A 13,596-nucleotide genomic window follows, 5' to 3' on the forward strand; every position below is an offset into this window, starting at 1 on the left:
GGGGCGCGGCGCAGTGGACGTGCAGGGTTATTCTGCTGCGACCTTGTACAGATCCTTGGCATACCAGTTCTGCTGAAAGTTGTTGACGGGCCAGTTTTCGATCTGGTCGTTCAACATTTTCACAGCTGCATAGTGGTAGATCGGGATGATCGGCATATCCGTCGCGATGATCTCCTCGACCGCTGCGTAATCCGCGTTCGGGTTGTCCGACGTCTTGGCATTGGCCAGCAGCGCGTCGACCTCTTCGTTGACGTATTTGCTGTCGTTGTAGCCCGAACCGGACTGCATCAGGTCAAGGAACGTCGACGCCTCGTTGTAGTCGGCGCACCAGCCGCCACGTGCCACATCGAAATCACCCGAACCGCGTGCATCGAGGAACGTCTGCCATTCCTGATTGGCCAGCGTGGTTTCGACACCTAGCGTCTGTTTCCACATCTGGCTGATCGCCACGGCGACGGCGCGGTGGGATTCATTGGTGTTGTAGACCAGGTCGACGGTCAGCGGGTTATCCGCACCGTAGCCTGCGGATGCCAGCAGCTCTTGCGCCTGTGCGTTCCGCTCTTCCTGGGTCATGCTGGCCATGGCGATTTCAGGTGCCTCGAACCCGGCGGTCGCCCAATGGGTAAAGTTGTAGGCCGGTTTCTGACCACCGGCAAGGACGGCATCAACGATGATGTCACGGTCAACGGCCAGCGACAGCGCCTGACGCACGGCGGGATCCTGAAACTCTTCCGGGCCGTTATCGCGCAGGTTGAACATGTAGTAATAGCTGCAGGAAAGCGGCACGCTCATCGCCTGATCGGGGTATTCCTGCGACAGGCGCGGATACTGGCCGGCCGGCACATCGGTGCGGTCCAGCTCGCCTGCCAGATAACGGGTCAGACCGACGTTTTCGTCAGCAACCACCAGACGGGTGACGGTTTCCAGCGTCGTGTTCGCGTTGTCCCAATATTCGGTGTTGCGCGACATCACGGCGCGTTCCTGCGGCACGAATTCGGTCAGCACATAGGCACCGTTGGACACCATGTTGCCGGGCTGGACCCAGTCATCGCCGAATTCTTCGACGTTGGATTGCAGCACGGGGAATGTCGTGCTGTGGGTCAGCATCTGCGGGAAATACGGCAGCGGCTCGGACAGCGTGACCTGCAACGTGGTGTCGTCAACGGCGGTCACGCCCAATGCATCGGGTTCCATCTCGCCCGCGATGACGGCGCTGGCGTTCTCGATGCTCATCAGTTCAATGTACCAGCTGTAGGGGCTGGCCAGCGCAGGGGATGCGGCGCGTTTCCATGCGTATTCGAAATCGCCGGCGGTGACGGGTGCGCCGTTCGACCACTTGGCGTTGTCACGCAGGGTGAAGGTGTAGGTCAGGTTGTCGTCACTGACGGTGTAGTCGGTCGCAACACCGGGGATCAGATTGCCGTCGGCGTCCTGGTTGTACAGACCCTCGAACAATTGGCGCACCATGTCGCTGCCGTCCGTATCCTCGACCTTGCCGGGATCAATCGACGGGCTTTCGTCGCCGACGCGGTAGACAAAGGTCTGTTCCGCAGCAAGCGTTGCATCGGCAGGAATGTGGCTCTCGGCCAAGGTTGCGGTGCCGGTCAGCACGAGAACGGCAGCGGTGGAGGCCATCAGATGGCGTCGGGTCAATGTCATGGAATTCTCCCTGTCAGCGGGCTGTTGTTCGCCCTGTAGTTGCGCGCACGGTTCGTTTACCTGCGCGGTGATGCTATATCCTTTGCGCATTTTTTCGGGGTTGCAAGAGCGCTGTTGTCCCATGAGCGTGAACGGGACATAACGTGACGGCAGGCGCAATGAATGGAAACGATGGGCGCGCAACAGCGCAATTTGCAGTCCGTTTTTCACCGCCAAATCAAACTTTTGAACACTGCGAATAGGTCAATCTGATGGACAAAACCGACCTCGACACCCGCAAGGGTCTGCCGGACGCCTTGCGCGTCCTGCTCGAGACATATCCGCGTGACGGTTGGACCCGCGATCCCGGCTTTGACGGGTTGATCCGATTCTGGCTGGATCGACACATGATGTTCCGCCGCCTGATGGCCGAAATGGAAACAGGCACCGAGCTGTTGCTGGACCGCAAGACCGCCCCCGATGCCTTTGCACGCCAGTTGTCACGCTATGGCGGGATGTTCGTGAACGGCCTGCATGAACACCACACCATCGAGGATGCGCATTACTTTCCGCGCCTGCGCGCCAAGGACAAGCGCATCGACCGTGGTTTCGAGATTCTGGACGCCGATCATCACGCTCTGGACGGTCACCTGAATGCCTTTGCCGATACGGCGAATGCCACGCTGCGCCAGCTGGACGACCGCGACCGCCTGCAATCGCAGGCCGGGGCATTCCGCGACCGTCTGTCCGACATGGCCCGCCTGCTGAACCGCCACCTGATCGACGAAGAAGAATTGATCGTGCCGGTTATCCTGAAGTTCGGAAGCGCCGATCTGGGCGGTTGACTGCCCCTACGTCAGGCGGCCTGCGCCATCGCAACCTCATCGGTCCGGGACTGCAGCAACAGATCGGCCAGCAGATTGTCCCAGCACGCGACAAACCGGTCTTCCAATCCGGCAGTCAGGTGACGGGCCGCCGCGATATGCCGTTGGGTCAGACTGCGATCCAGTGCCTTTGGCGATGTCTCGTCATAAAGCATGGCCCCCAATGCGGCGTGGTCGCGCAACCCGTCGATGGCCGCAGCGATCACGGGGCGACCGGCGGCCAGCGCCTCGATGGCCACCAGACCGTAGGCCTCCCACCGGGACGGCATGACGACGGCGTCAACAGCCGCATAGGCCGCCGCCGGGGTTGCGGCAAACCCCATGAACCGAATGCGCGCGTCACCAGCGGCCAGCGCCCGCAGCGCGTCCTCTTCCCCGCCCTCACCGTAGATGTGCAGTGCGATATCGGGGTCAGGGCAGCCGCGAAATGCCGAAATCAGGTGATCAAATCCCTTTTGCGGTTCCAGCCGGCCGATCGCACCAAAGACACGCACCGGCCCCACACGGTCAGGCACGGCGCGGAAATCACACAGGTCGACGCAGGACTGGATCGTCACCAGCCTGCCCGCATCACACAGCTGGCGCGATGCGAACCATTCCGCCTGCGCGTGGCTGACCGCAACAACACGGTCGAACAGCGAAAAAGCCACCCGCATCAACGTCATGAACCGGGCGCGGCTGACGACATTTCGGTTCACGAAACCCTCGGTGTAGCTGTGTTCGACGTGGATCAGCGGCGTGCCAGCGTTTGCCGCGCGCAGGCCGATCAGACCGGGCAGACCGCGCCAGTTCAGCGTCAGATGCGACACGATCACATCCGCATCCAGCACAGCGGACGGAACCTTGCCGCGTTCGATCTGCTGGGTGACGTGGCGCGCACCCGCCTGCAGGCGGCCATCATTCACCAGAAAATCGACAACGCGCATCACACCGCCGGCGGTGCTGTCATCAACAAGGTGCAACACAACGGGTTGATCGGTCATGAACGTGACTCCTTTGCAGTCATGAGGGCCGAAATGGCCGAAGGTCCGGCGCTGCACAGCACTGCTGTCGCCGCCAGTGTGGTCAATGTCTTGCGGGGTTCCTCGAACAGCGGACGCCAAGACTGGCGCAGCGATTGCAGGACCAGTGTGCGCGCCCGACCTGCATCCAGATCGCTGATGGCGCGACGCGCGAGATAGCGCAGCTGATAGGCCCGTGCGATGGGGGCCACCTGCGCAAACAGCGCGGGGTCCAGTGGCGTCAGTTTCGCCACCATGTTTTCCCATGATGCCAATTGCCGGTCAGTTGCCGCCGACAGGCCCCCTGCGCTGATGCGGTAGCGGGTCAATAGCCCCGGCACGCCCGCGAATAACCAGTCCGTTGTCAGCGCAATGCGCATCCAGCATTCGATGTCTTCGGACTGACGAAAGGTTTCGTCGAAATACCAGTCGCGGCTCTTCTCATAGGCTGGTCTGTAGGCGATGGCATCGAACACGGCACGCCGGATCACCGCAGCAGACCCGTTGCCAATCGGATTACGTTTGAGGATATGGGCCGCGTCGACCCCCGACAGACGTGGTGCCTGGGTCTGCCCCAACAATGCACCGGCATCGTCGATCAGGGCAGACCCGGCGTAGCTGACACCGACCTCTGGAGAGGCATCCAGATGTGCGATATGGGCGCCCAGCTTCCAGCGTTCCCATATGTCGTCGGCGTCACAGAACCCGATCAACGGCGCGCGTGCGGCGTGAATGCCGGTGTTGCGCGCGCCCGCCAGTCCGCGATTGCGTTGCTGGATCAATCGAACCCGAGGGTCCGATTGATACGACGCGGCAATCGCGGCGGTCGCATCGCTGGAACCATCGTCGACGACGATGATCTCGAAATCGCAAAACGTCTGTGCGAGGAGGGCAGCAAGTGTTTCGCGCAGCGTGGCAGCGACATTGAAGGCGGGTACAACGATTGTTGCTCGGGGATGGGATGAGACAGGTTTCATTTCGAAAACAGAGCCTTTGCACAGGGACGCGGCAGGACGACGGCGATCAGGGCGCCGATCAGGGTCAGCAGACCACGGCGCGGTACGTTGAAAAAACCGACAGGACTTTGGATCAGGCCACGCAGGGCATAGCGCAGGGGCTGCAGCCGCCCTTGGCCCAGCCGCAGTGAACGGCGTGACAGATAACGCAGGTAGGTCGCATCGGCAGCCCGGCTGGGCACATGGCCGTAGCGGGCGGCGGTGGCGACAGCGATGGCACGGCCACGGGTCATTGCCATCAGGTCGGCAGACAGGCCACCGGCACTGGCCCGATACCAGACCTGCAGCATGTCCAGACCGATCACGCGCGCCCCGTCGCCGACAAGGCGGATCAGCCATTCCAGATCCTCGTTATGCACGATCTCGGGGTTGAAACCGCCCGTCGCGGCAAAGGCCGCGCGCCGGACCGCGAGGTTCGACATGGTGCAGACGGGATTTTCCGCCAGCAGTATCGGCACGGTCAGATCGCCTGCGGGCACGGTCGAGGTCGCAATGGCGTCACGCGGCCGCGCGGTAAAGAACGCGACCTGACCGTAGACCGCATCGACCGACGGATCTTCAAAGGCTGTGGCCAGTTCGGCCAGCTTGGTCGGCGACCAGATGTCGTCCGCATCGCAGAATGCAATGACATCGCCTTTTGCCAGGTCGATGGCCCCGTGGTTGCGTGCATGGCTCGGCCCCTTGCCCGGATTGCCGACCAGGGTGATCCGGCGGTCATAGGCCGCCATGGCCGAGGTCAATACCCGCGATCCATCGGTGGAACCGTCGTCGATCACGATGACTTCCCACGCGGGATAGGACTGGGCCTTGATCGCGTTCAACGTCTCGATCAGCGTGTGCTGCGCGTTGTAGCAAGGGATGATTATCGAAAAGGTCAGCATGGATCACACCTTCAGGGGATGAGAGAAAAAGGCCGCGCGGATCGCAGGCAGCGAGGCCGCACAGAACAGCGTGGTGGTGGTGACGGCATAGCCCGTGGCGACGGCGGCCAGCCCGTGCGGCGCGAGGATCACCGTGTTGGCGACCACACCCATGGTCAGGGCAACGGTCACCAGCAATTCGACCTGGGGGCGATTGTTGGCGCGCAGCCAGCCTGCCGCAGCGGTCCAAAGCGTCGTCGGGATCGCCACCAGGCAGAGGATCGCCACGATATCCGCAATGTCGTCCCAGCCGTCACCGAACATGACAGGCACGTAATAGGGGGCCGCCAGCGCCTGCAGGATGACGACCGGTGCAATCAGACCGACACCGATCAACATGCTGCCGCGCAGCGCAGCCGTGCGGTCGGCCGTTTGCGTCAGATGCGGAAAGAGCACGGTCGAAAAGGCGGTGGTGAACGAATTGGACAGGCTCAGACCGGCATTGAACGCCATGAAATACAGTCCCAGCGCCTGCGGTCCCATCAGGGCACCGACAATCAGCTTGTCCGATTGCAGGCGCAGCGCCTTGACCAGTTCCACACCCAGCACCGCCCAGCCAAAACTGACAAAGGGGCGCAAGGGGGCGTAGCCTGCTTGCGGGTCACGCCGCCAGGGGTGCAGGCGCCGCACCGCCATCAGCCAGATGGGTGCGGACAGCAGACGCGGCAGCACGACGGCCAGCGCCGAAGGCCAGACCAGCACCAGCAGCACCGACATCAGGTTCGCCCCGACGATCTGTGCGCCCGCGATGCTGGCCGTCCGCTTGAGCTGGCCTGCCCGCATCGCCAGCGCCACCTGCACCAGACCGGCGGGCATGAACAGGTATTCTGCCCCCAGCAGCAGGATCAGGACCGCCAGGATCTCGCTGCCCCCACTCAGGAGGAATCCCAGCGCGATCAGCGACTGAAGCCCGAACAGGCCGCTGCACCAGACCCAGAAAATGCGATGCGCCGTCGCACAGGTTGCCTGAAGTTCCTCGTCGCGCGCTGCGATGATCCGCTGCCCGACACCGTTTTCGGTCAGGGATTTCAGAATATCGCCCGCCGCGATTGCACTGGCAGCGATGCCGATCTGGGTCAGGTCCAGGCTGCGGGCCACGGCCATCACGACAAACAACCGCGAGACCTTGGATGCGACCTCTGATGCGCCATAGGCCATCAGGTTGCCGACAAAGGCCGTGGGTTTGCGTGTCAATTGCATGATGCAGGGTCCGTTCAATTCGTGTTGAACCCTGTTTAGGCGCAAGCACCCAAGATTGTCCCAGCCACGTCCGGGCAGGCCGAACGGGCAAACGTGCAACGATCTATCCGGACGGATAGGCGCGCTGCCTTATGCGCAATGGACCCTGCAAGGCGAACGGGGTTAACGTTGCTGCAACCACCAGCATCCGAGGTTTCCGTGCGCCTGTCCAAAACCACACGATACGCGGCCTCTGTTTTCGTGCTGGCCACCGCCTGCACGTCATATGACCGTCCTGACAACCTGGAACCGGTCGCCAGCGGCGACGCCTATCAGGCGCAATATCGTGAACCGACCGTGACCCGCGCCAATGCGCAGTTCCTGCGATCGGCCGAGCTGAACGCGCAGAAATGCCTGCCCTACGGGGCGGCTGCCGGATCGGATGGCCGCATCGGCAAGGGCAGCGCCATTGCCGCGGCCGCTTTGCAGGGCGAACGCCTGACACGCAATGACCTGCTGGACGTGCGGATCGCAGATGACGAAACCCTGACCGGCGACTACGTGATTTCGCGCGACGGCACGCTCAAGCTGCCGTTCCTCGATCCTGTCCGCGCACAGGGCCGCAGCAGCAATCAGATCGAGGCCGACATCGCCCGCGAACTGGTAGCCGAAGGGTTCTACGATACCGCCCCGCGCGTTTCGGTCCGGGCAGCTGATTTCGCGTCCGTCACCGTCGGCGTGTCGGGTGCCGTATTTGAACCGCGCGCGGTCGAAATCGGCGGCGTGCCCGGCAATGGCCTCGACACCCGCAGACAAGACGCGATGGGGGCCTCGACCGAGGCGCGCAACCTGTCTGCCGCCTTGCGGGCGGCGGGCGGTGTCCGGCCCGATGCCGATATTTCGGCCGTTGAGGTCCTACGCGACGGCACTGTCTATAAACTGGACATGCGCGGCGTGTTCGAAGGTCAGAACGCCGTCGACGTGATGCTGTTAACCGGTGACGAAGTGCGCGTCCCCAGCCGCCAGTGTTTCCAGGAGGACCTGATGCGGCCCAGCCCGATCAGCCCACCGGGCGTCAGCCTGTATCTGTCGAACCTCACGCAACCCGCCTCCGACAACGCGTCCTCTGCCATCGGTCAGACCGTGCGCGAGGTGCCGTGGGGGACGCGATACCTTCAGGCCGTGATCGACGCCAACTGCGTCGGTGGACCCCGCAGCACCAGCGCGGACAGGTCGTCGGTCCTGTTCACACGCAATCCCGTGACGGATGTATCGACCGTGATCGAACGCGATATCGAGGATCTGGTGCGCCGCGCAGACCGCGATGATTACGACCCCTATCTGCTGCCGGGTGACGCACTGGCCTGCTATGACAGCACGATCACCAACGTGACCGAGATCGGCCGTGTCTTTGGCGTTCTGGGGGCCGTTTCACTACTGCGCTAGGCCAGTGCAGCGATGGTGTCGCGGTGCAGGTCGGGCAAGGCCGCGATCAATCCGGGCAAGGCATCGGTATCGCCTGATTTGGCCGCCGTCTCGATCTGCTTGAGGGTTTCGCGCAGGGCAACCGCCCCGAAAACGGCCGCACTGCCCGCGCCCTTGTGCGCAGCGGCGGCCATTGCGGCGGGGTCGCCTGCCCCGTCCGTCAATTCGGCAATCAGCGCGCCCATGTCGGCGTCGAACCGGCTGCGCATCATGTCATAGGTATCGACCCCCAGCACATCGCGCGTTTCGCGATTGTGCTGGCTGTCGATCACGTCAAAGGCACGGGGCGCGGTTTGCGCGCGATCTTCTTTGGCGAGCGCTGCGTGCAGCGCGGCCTGCGTGAGTGGTTTCGTCAGAATTCCGTCCATCCCGTCCTCCAGAAAGGCCGCCCGTTCGTCCTGCAGGACGTTCGCGGTCAGTGCGAGGATCCGTGTGTTGGCCGAAGCCCCCTGGCCTGCGCGGATCAGCCGGGTGGCGGTGCGCCCGTCCATCACGGGCATGCTGATATCCATCAGGATCAGGTCATAGGCATGTGACTGCGCCTTGATCATTCCTTGCTGCCCGTCATGCGCCTCGGTCACACGGTGGCCTGCGGCCTGCAACATGTCGCGCACGACAATGCGGTTGATCTCGTTGTCCTCAACGACAAGAATATCCAGCGGTGCGATTTTGCCGGAGGACCGGACGGTTTCGACCGCATCGGCATGACGCGTCACACGTTTGATCGGGATATCGATCCAGAAGGTGCAACCCTGCCCCGGCTCACTATTTACGCCGATCTGCCCGTCCAGCGCCGTCACGAACCGTTTCGCAATCGCAAGACCAAGCCCCGTTCCGCCCACATCGCGGTCATAAGCCGTGTTGCCCGTGACAAAGTCATCGAACACCCGATCCTTGAGGTCGGCTGCGAGACCGGGGCCGGTGTCCGCGATCTCGACGCGCAACCGGTCGCCCTGGCCGTCTGCGCGGACGCTGACGGTCAGCGACACCTTGCCCTGCCGGGTGAATTTCACGGCATTCCCCACGAGGTTCATCAGGACATGCTGCAACCTGTCGGGATCGGATTCGACCCAGACCTGCGGTGGTCCATCCCAGCCCCAGTCCAGCGCGGTCCCGTTCTGTGCGGCCATGCTGCTTTGACTGTCGATGATATCCTGCACCAGATCGCCCAAGTTCATCGCGACCCGCTGGATGTTCAGCTTGCCCGCGTCATAACGCGTGATGTCCAGCACGTCGGACACATGGGTCAACAGAAGGCGGCCCGAGGTTTCCATATGGCGCAGATATCGCGCCTGATCCGGTGTCAGCGTGGTGTTGTGCAACAGGTCCATGTTGCCCAGAATTCCGTTCAGTGGCGTCCGGATTTCGTGGCTCATGGTCGCAAGGAATTCGGTCTTCAGCTTTTCCCCGGCCAATGCCCGGTCACGGGCTGCGACCAACTCGGCCTCGGCTGCAACCCGCGCTGAAATATCCCGCAGGAACGCGATGTAGATTTCGCCGGTATCCGTGGTGGCTGACTGGATGGCCAGTTCGACGGGAAACAGTTCGCCATTGGCGCGCTGCGCCTCGAGTTTGAGCCGGCCCTTGCCGACCACGTGTTTTTCGCCCGTCGTCCGCATGCGTTCCATCCCGGCGTCATGAGCACCGCGCAGATGTGGCGGTACGATGACCTGCCCGATGTCACGGCCGATCACATCGTGACGGCTATGACCGAATATCACTTCGGCGGCGGGGCTGAATTCGATGATCCGGCCACGCGCATCACTGACGATCACACCGTCCAATGACGTGCCGATCACGGTGTTCAGACGCACGGCGGTCTGTTTCTGCTGTGTCTCTCGGCGACTGACGATTGCAATCAGGCGATAAAGGTAAAAAATCGCAAGCCCCAGGGTCCCGATCAGTAGCGACAGCGCAAAAGCCAGCTGCGACATGGTGCGCGCCACCGCTTCGCGCCGAACATCAGATTCGCGCGCAAAGATATCAAGCCCTGCGGTCGCCAGATCCCGCACCGATGGCCGGATGCCATCGGCCAATGCCGCCAGCTCTGGCAGCAGCAAACGCAGATCCGCATCATCGGCGTCGATGATCGGCACGCTGGCGGTCAGAAACAGCTGAATGTCGCGCAGGGTGTCGGAAAATCCGACATCGGCGCGCGTTGTTTCAAACACACTTGCCTGCGAAATCGTGTCCATCCGGCTGTAGAACACGTCAAAATTGCGCCGCAGCGCAGACAGGTTGACCGGGTCAGCATCCAGATGCCGTCGGTATTCCAGGAATTCGACCTCGGTCTGGGCCAGCGACCATTGCACGTTGTCGGAATTGGCCGAGCCCAAAAGCCTGATTTCGCGCGAGACATTGAACGCGAGAAACAAGATGGCTCCGATCACCAAAAGGCCGGCCAGCACCGCAAAGGTGCGACCGGCTGCGGCGCGTTGGTCTGCCGTATCAGGCAAAGCGAGCCTCCCTTGGTCGGGCATGTTGGGGGGAATGCCGGATCAGTTGACGGCCTCGAGACGGTCAAGTTGCCATATGCTGCGTGAATAAATGACCTCGGTGCGGTAGGCCGGATCGCTGTCATACGGATACACGACCCACAACGGCCCCTTGTCCCGCACGCGCATTTCCGCATCGTCCATCAGATAGGCAACCATGCCACCACCCTCGACCGCATCGCTGACCGGGATTTCAACCGCATAGTCATTGATCGCCGTGGCGATGATCGTGCCCTCGGTCACGCCCAGGGCCTCCATCAAGGTCGCCAGTGAAACGCCCTGAAAACTGTGCACGCCTTCGGTCCAGATCGTGCTGGTTTCAAAGGTGGTCGCGTCGAGCGCCATCAGCGCATCGCGATCCAGCTGAAGCTGATCGTCCACGTTCGTCATCTGGATATTGCCCGTGATCGTCAGCAGGACATCGCCCTGCGGTGCAGGAATATCCTGTGCCAGCAGCGGCGTGGCACTCAGGATCAGGATCGCCGATGCACCGGCGATTGTGCGCAGAAATTTGATCATGGTCAGTCATCCTCATTCATTACGGCAAATCTATGCCCAAGGGCGTCCAGTCCGATAGTCGGGCATCGGGATAATCCCCTATCCGAACGGATAGGTTTCAGGCGGCCATCTGCTGCGCACCCGTACGCTGATTGACAAAATCCGCAAACGGACCACCCAGGTCGGACCGCGCCATGGCATAGGCGGCCGTTGCCTGAACATAGCCCTGCACCGATCCGCAATCGAACCGTTCACCGGCGAATCGGTAGCCTGTCACCCCGATCGCGTCGACATCGGCATTGATCGCATCGGTCAGCTGCAATTCACCGCCTGCCCCCGGCGTCAGCGCCGCCAACCGGTCGAAAATCGCGGATTCCAGAATGTAGCGTCCGACAACCGCCTGCGTCGAAGGTGCCGCGTCCGGTGCCGGTTTTTCCACCATGCCCCTGGCATGGGCGATACGACCCTGCTGCTGGGCCACATCCAGCACGCCATAGGACGCCGTATCCGCGCGGGGCACGTCCAGCGTGGCGACCATATGCCCACCGACACGGGCGTGCGCCTGCACCATCTGTTTCAAGGCACCGGGCGCGCCCATGATGACGTCATCGGGCAAGAGGACGGCAAAGGATTCCTTGCCGATCAGATGCCGGGCCTGCCGCACCGCATGCCCCAACCCCAAGGGCTGCGCCTGCCGCAGGATCGTCAATGCACCCTCTGGCATATGGCTGCACGCCAGCGCATCCAGTGCAGCAGTCTTGCCCTTTTCGCGCAGGCGATGTTCCAGCAGGGCGGCGGTGTCGAAATAATCCTCCAGCGCCCCCTTGCCGGCGGCCGAGACAAAGATGAATTCTTCGATCCCGGCCTCGCGGGCCTCGTCGACGGCGTATTGGATCAGGGGACGATCCACGAGGGTCAGCATTTCCTTGGGAATGGATTTCGTGGCGGGCAGGAAACGTGTACCCATGCCTGCGACGGGAAAGACGGCTTTGCGGATATGTGTCATGTCGGTTCTCCTAGTTTCAGTTGTCAATGGGCGCCGCGGCCGGACAGGACGGCGCGGAAGGTCATGGCGATCAGGATCAGGTCCAGGATCAGGGTGCGCGATGCGGCATAGGCCAGATCCATGTCGATCATCCGGTCGAACCCGATATCGGCACGGCCGGACACCTGCCACAGGCCGGTGATCCCGGGTTTTACCGCCAGCCGCCCGTAGGCACGTGCGGGATAGGCCGCCACCTCGGATGGCAGGGCAGGACGCGGACCGACGATCGACATTTCGCCGCGCAGGACGTTCAGGATCTGCGGCAGTTCGTCGATGGAAAACCGCCGGATGAACCGGCCCACGCGGGTGACGCGCGGATCGTTGCGGGATTTGAAACACACACCCTCGCGGTCAGAGGTCGCAAGCAGCGCTGCCCGGCGGGCTTCGGCGTCCTGCCCCATCGACCGAAACTTCAGCATCTGGAACGGGACGCCGTCCCGGCCAACCCGCGTCTGGCGGAAAAAGACCGGACCACGGCTGTCCATCTTGATGGCGATGGCGGTCAGCGTGCACAACGGTGCCAGTGCGACCAGTGCGGATGCAGACACCGTGATGTCCAGCGTGCGGCGCAACACCGCTGCGCGTGGTGCGTGACGCGCGGCCCGGATGGCGCTGCGGGCCAGAAATGTTGCGTTGCCGAGCAGATAGCGTTTCGCCAGACGCCGTGGTTCCTGCGCCAGCCGCCAGATCCATTCGGACCGGGCACGGCGCAGCCAGACCGGCGCGCGCGATACGTTGCCCGCGTAGAAATCCAGTGCGGCCCCCACGCCCAGTGTCAGCGCGGCGTTCAGCAGATGGGCATTGCGGTGCAACCAAATTTCCTGTGCAGGCACACCCAGCGCGACCAGCACGATATCGGCACCGGTGGCGTTGATATCGGCGATGACCGCGGCATCGTCCTGCGCACCGGCGAAACCGTCACGTGTTCCTGTGATCCGCAGATGTGGAATGGCACGGATCAGGTTGCGTGCCGCCAGATCGGCTGTTCCGGGCGTGCCGCCGAACAAGAATACACCGCGACCTTCGCGGGCGGCCTGGACCAGCAGCGCCGGGATCAGGTCGGTGCCATTCAGGTTTGCGGTCAACCGCTGCCCTGTCATCCGGGCGGCCAGCGATACGCCAAGTCCGTCGGGCAACAGCATGTCGGCGCAGCGCAGCGCAGCCGCATACTGGCGGTCGCTCTCCATCACGTTAGCACAGTGGGCGTTGACAAAGAACGCACGGCGGCGTCCCGGGGCCAGCAATTGTGCCACGGCTTGCGGTGTCGTCATGTTGGCCAGCGTCAGGTCCAGCGTCGGCAGATAAGTCGTCGGACGCAGCATGACGGGCAAGGCGGCGCGAAAATCGTCGGCAGTATGTTTCATCGGGGTCGTCCTGTGTTCAAATGATCTGGGTCATAGATCCTTGAAAACAGGCACTTCTCGCAACGGAGCGA

11 protein-coding genes are annotated in these 13,596 nt (G+C 62.7%); 2 read left to right on the plus strand and 9 right to left on the minus strand.

Translation table 11 applies throughout. The annotated features are described in order from the left end of the window. Positions 1 to 27: 27 nt before the first annotated feature. On the minus strand, positions 28 to 1,659 hold the full coding sequence (locus BMX27_RS06500) for a peptide ABC transporter substrate-binding protein (RefSeq protein WP_090159217.1): 1,632 nt from the start codon (positions 1,657 to 1,659) through the stop codon (positions 28 to 30). 251 nt (positions 1,660 to 1,910) lie between these two features. On the opposite strand from BMX27_RS06500, the gene BMX27_RS06505 reads away from it, so the two are divergent. Then, entirely contained in the window at positions 1,911 to 2,483 is a 573-nt protein-coding gene (locus BMX27_RS06505; protein WP_090159051.1) for a hemerythrin domain-containing protein, read from the plus strand. An 11-nt stretch (positions 2,484 to 2,494) separates the two neighbouring features. Here BMX27_RS06505 and BMX27_RS06510 read toward each other — a convergent pair whose 3' ends face one another. The 4 genes from BMX27_RS06510 to BMX27_RS06525 are packed head-to-tail and all read right to left on the minus strand — an operon-like array spanning position 2,495 to position 6,659. Continuing rightward, positions 2,495 to 3,505 carry a glycosyltransferase family 4 protein gene (locus BMX27_RS06510; protein WP_090159052.1) on the minus strand — a complete coding sequence of 337 codons (1,011 nt, stop codon included), beginning with the start codon at positions 3,503 to 3,505 and terminating at the stop codon, positions 2,495 to 2,497. Next, complete coding sequence (locus BMX27_RS06515) at positions 3,502 to 4,500, minus strand: glycosyltransferase family 2 protein (protein ID WP_090159053.1); 999 nt, start codon at positions 4,498 to 4,500, stop codon at positions 3,502 to 3,504. Before BMX27_RS06515 ends, BMX27_RS06510 begins: the two co-directional genes overlap by 4 nt. Beyond that, on the minus strand, positions 4,497 to 5,420 hold the full coding sequence (locus tag BMX27_RS06520; RefSeq protein ID WP_090159054.1) for a glycosyltransferase family 2 protein: 924 nt from the start codon (positions 5,418 to 5,420) through the stop codon (positions 4,497 to 4,499). The genes BMX27_RS06515 and BMX27_RS06520 overlap by 4 nt, the downstream gene beginning before the upstream one ends. A 3-nt stretch (positions 5,421 to 5,423) precedes the next feature. Then, positions 5,424 to 6,659, minus strand: coding sequence for an oligosaccharide flippase family protein (locus tag BMX27_RS06525; protein ID WP_090159055.1), 1,236 nt, complete (start codon positions 6,657 to 6,659; stop codon positions 5,424 to 5,426). A gap of 204 nt (positions 6,660 to 6,863) precedes the next feature. Between BMX27_RS06525 and BMX27_RS06530 the strand changes: the two genes are divergently transcribed. Next, positions 6,864 to 8,084, plus strand: a complete 1,221-nt coding sequence (locus tag BMX27_RS06530) for a polysaccharide biosynthesis/export family protein (RefSeq protein ID WP_371260106.1) — start codon at positions 6,864 to 6,866, stop codon at positions 8,082 to 8,084. On the opposite strand, the gene BMX27_RS06535 is transcribed toward BMX27_RS06530, so the two are convergent. From BMX27_RS06535 to BMX27_RS06550, 4 genes are all read right to left on the minus strand, one after another. Next, positions 8,081 to 10,579 carry a hybrid sensor histidine kinase/response regulator gene (locus BMX27_RS06535; protein WP_177172670.1) on the minus strand — a complete coding sequence of 833 codons (2,499 nt, stop codon included), beginning with the start codon at positions 10,577 to 10,579 and terminating at the stop codon, positions 8,081 to 8,083. The genes BMX27_RS06530 and BMX27_RS06535 overlap by 4 nt on opposite strands. A 42-nt stretch (positions 10,580 to 10,621) precedes the next feature. Beyond that, positions 10,622 to 11,137, minus strand: coding sequence for a putative pterin-binding protein (locus BMX27_RS06540; RefSeq protein ID WP_090159058.1), 516 nt, complete (start codon positions 11,135 to 11,137; stop codon positions 10,622 to 10,624). Positions 11,138 to 11,234: 97 nt separating this feature from the next. Then, positions 11,235 to 12,122 (minus strand): UTP--glucose-1-phosphate uridylyltransferase, encoded by an 888-nt coding sequence (locus tag BMX27_RS06545; protein WP_090159059.1) that lies wholly within the window; start codon positions 12,120 to 12,122, stop codon positions 11,235 to 11,237. Between the two features lie 23 nt (positions 12,123 to 12,145). Continuing rightward, the gene (locus tag BMX27_RS06550; protein ID WP_090159060.1) at positions 12,146 to 13,525 is read right to left on the minus strand and encodes a sugar transferase; all 1,380 of its coding nucleotides are present in this window, start codon (positions 13,523 to 13,525) and stop codon (positions 12,146 to 12,148) included. Between the last annotated feature and the right edge of the window lie 71 nt (positions 13,526 to 13,596).

This window comes from Loktanella sp. DSM 29012 (genome assembly GCF_900110705.1).
Taxonomy (GTDB): domain Bacteria; phylum Pseudomonadota; class Alphaproteobacteria; order Rhodobacterales; family Rhodobacteraceae; genus Loktanella; species Loktanella gaetbuli.

Bases quoted from the DNA above. Each gene is read 5' to 3' on its own strand.
- BMX27_RS06540 (WP_090159058.1), bottom strand. From the start codon at position 11,137: ATGATCAAATTTCTGCGCACAATCGCCGGTGCATCGGCGATCCTGATC.
- BMX27_RS06545 (WP_090159059.1), bottom strand. From the start codon at position 12,122: ATGACACATATCCGCAAAGCCGTCTTTCCCGTCGCAGGCATGGGTACA.
- BMX27_RS06520 (WP_090159054.1), bottom strand. From the start codon at position 5,420: ATGCTGACCTTTTCGATAATCATCCCTTGCTACAACGCGCAGCACACG.
- BMX27_RS06500 (WP_090159217.1), bottom strand. From the start codon at position 1,659: ATGACATTGACCCGACGCCATCTGATGGCCTCCACCGCTGCCGTTCTC.
- BMX27_RS06510 (WP_090159052.1), bottom strand. From the start codon at position 3,505: ATGACCGATCAACCCGTTGTGTTGCACCTTGTTGATGACAGCACCGCC.
- BMX27_RS06515 (WP_090159053.1), bottom strand. From the start codon at position 4,500: ATGAAACCTGTCTCATCCCATCCCCGAGCAACAATCGTTGTACCCGCC.
- BMX27_RS06525 (WP_090159055.1), bottom strand. From the start codon at position 6,659: ATGCAATTGACACGCAAACCCACGGCCTTTGTCGGCAACCTGATGGCC.
- BMX27_RS06550 (WP_090159060.1), bottom strand. From the start codon at position 13,525: ATGAAACATACTGCCGACGATTTTCGCGCCGCCTTGCCCGTCATGCTG.
- BMX27_RS06505 (WP_090159051.1), top strand. From the start codon at position 1,911: ATGGACAAAACCGACCTCGACACCCGCAAGGGTCTGCCGGACGCCTTG.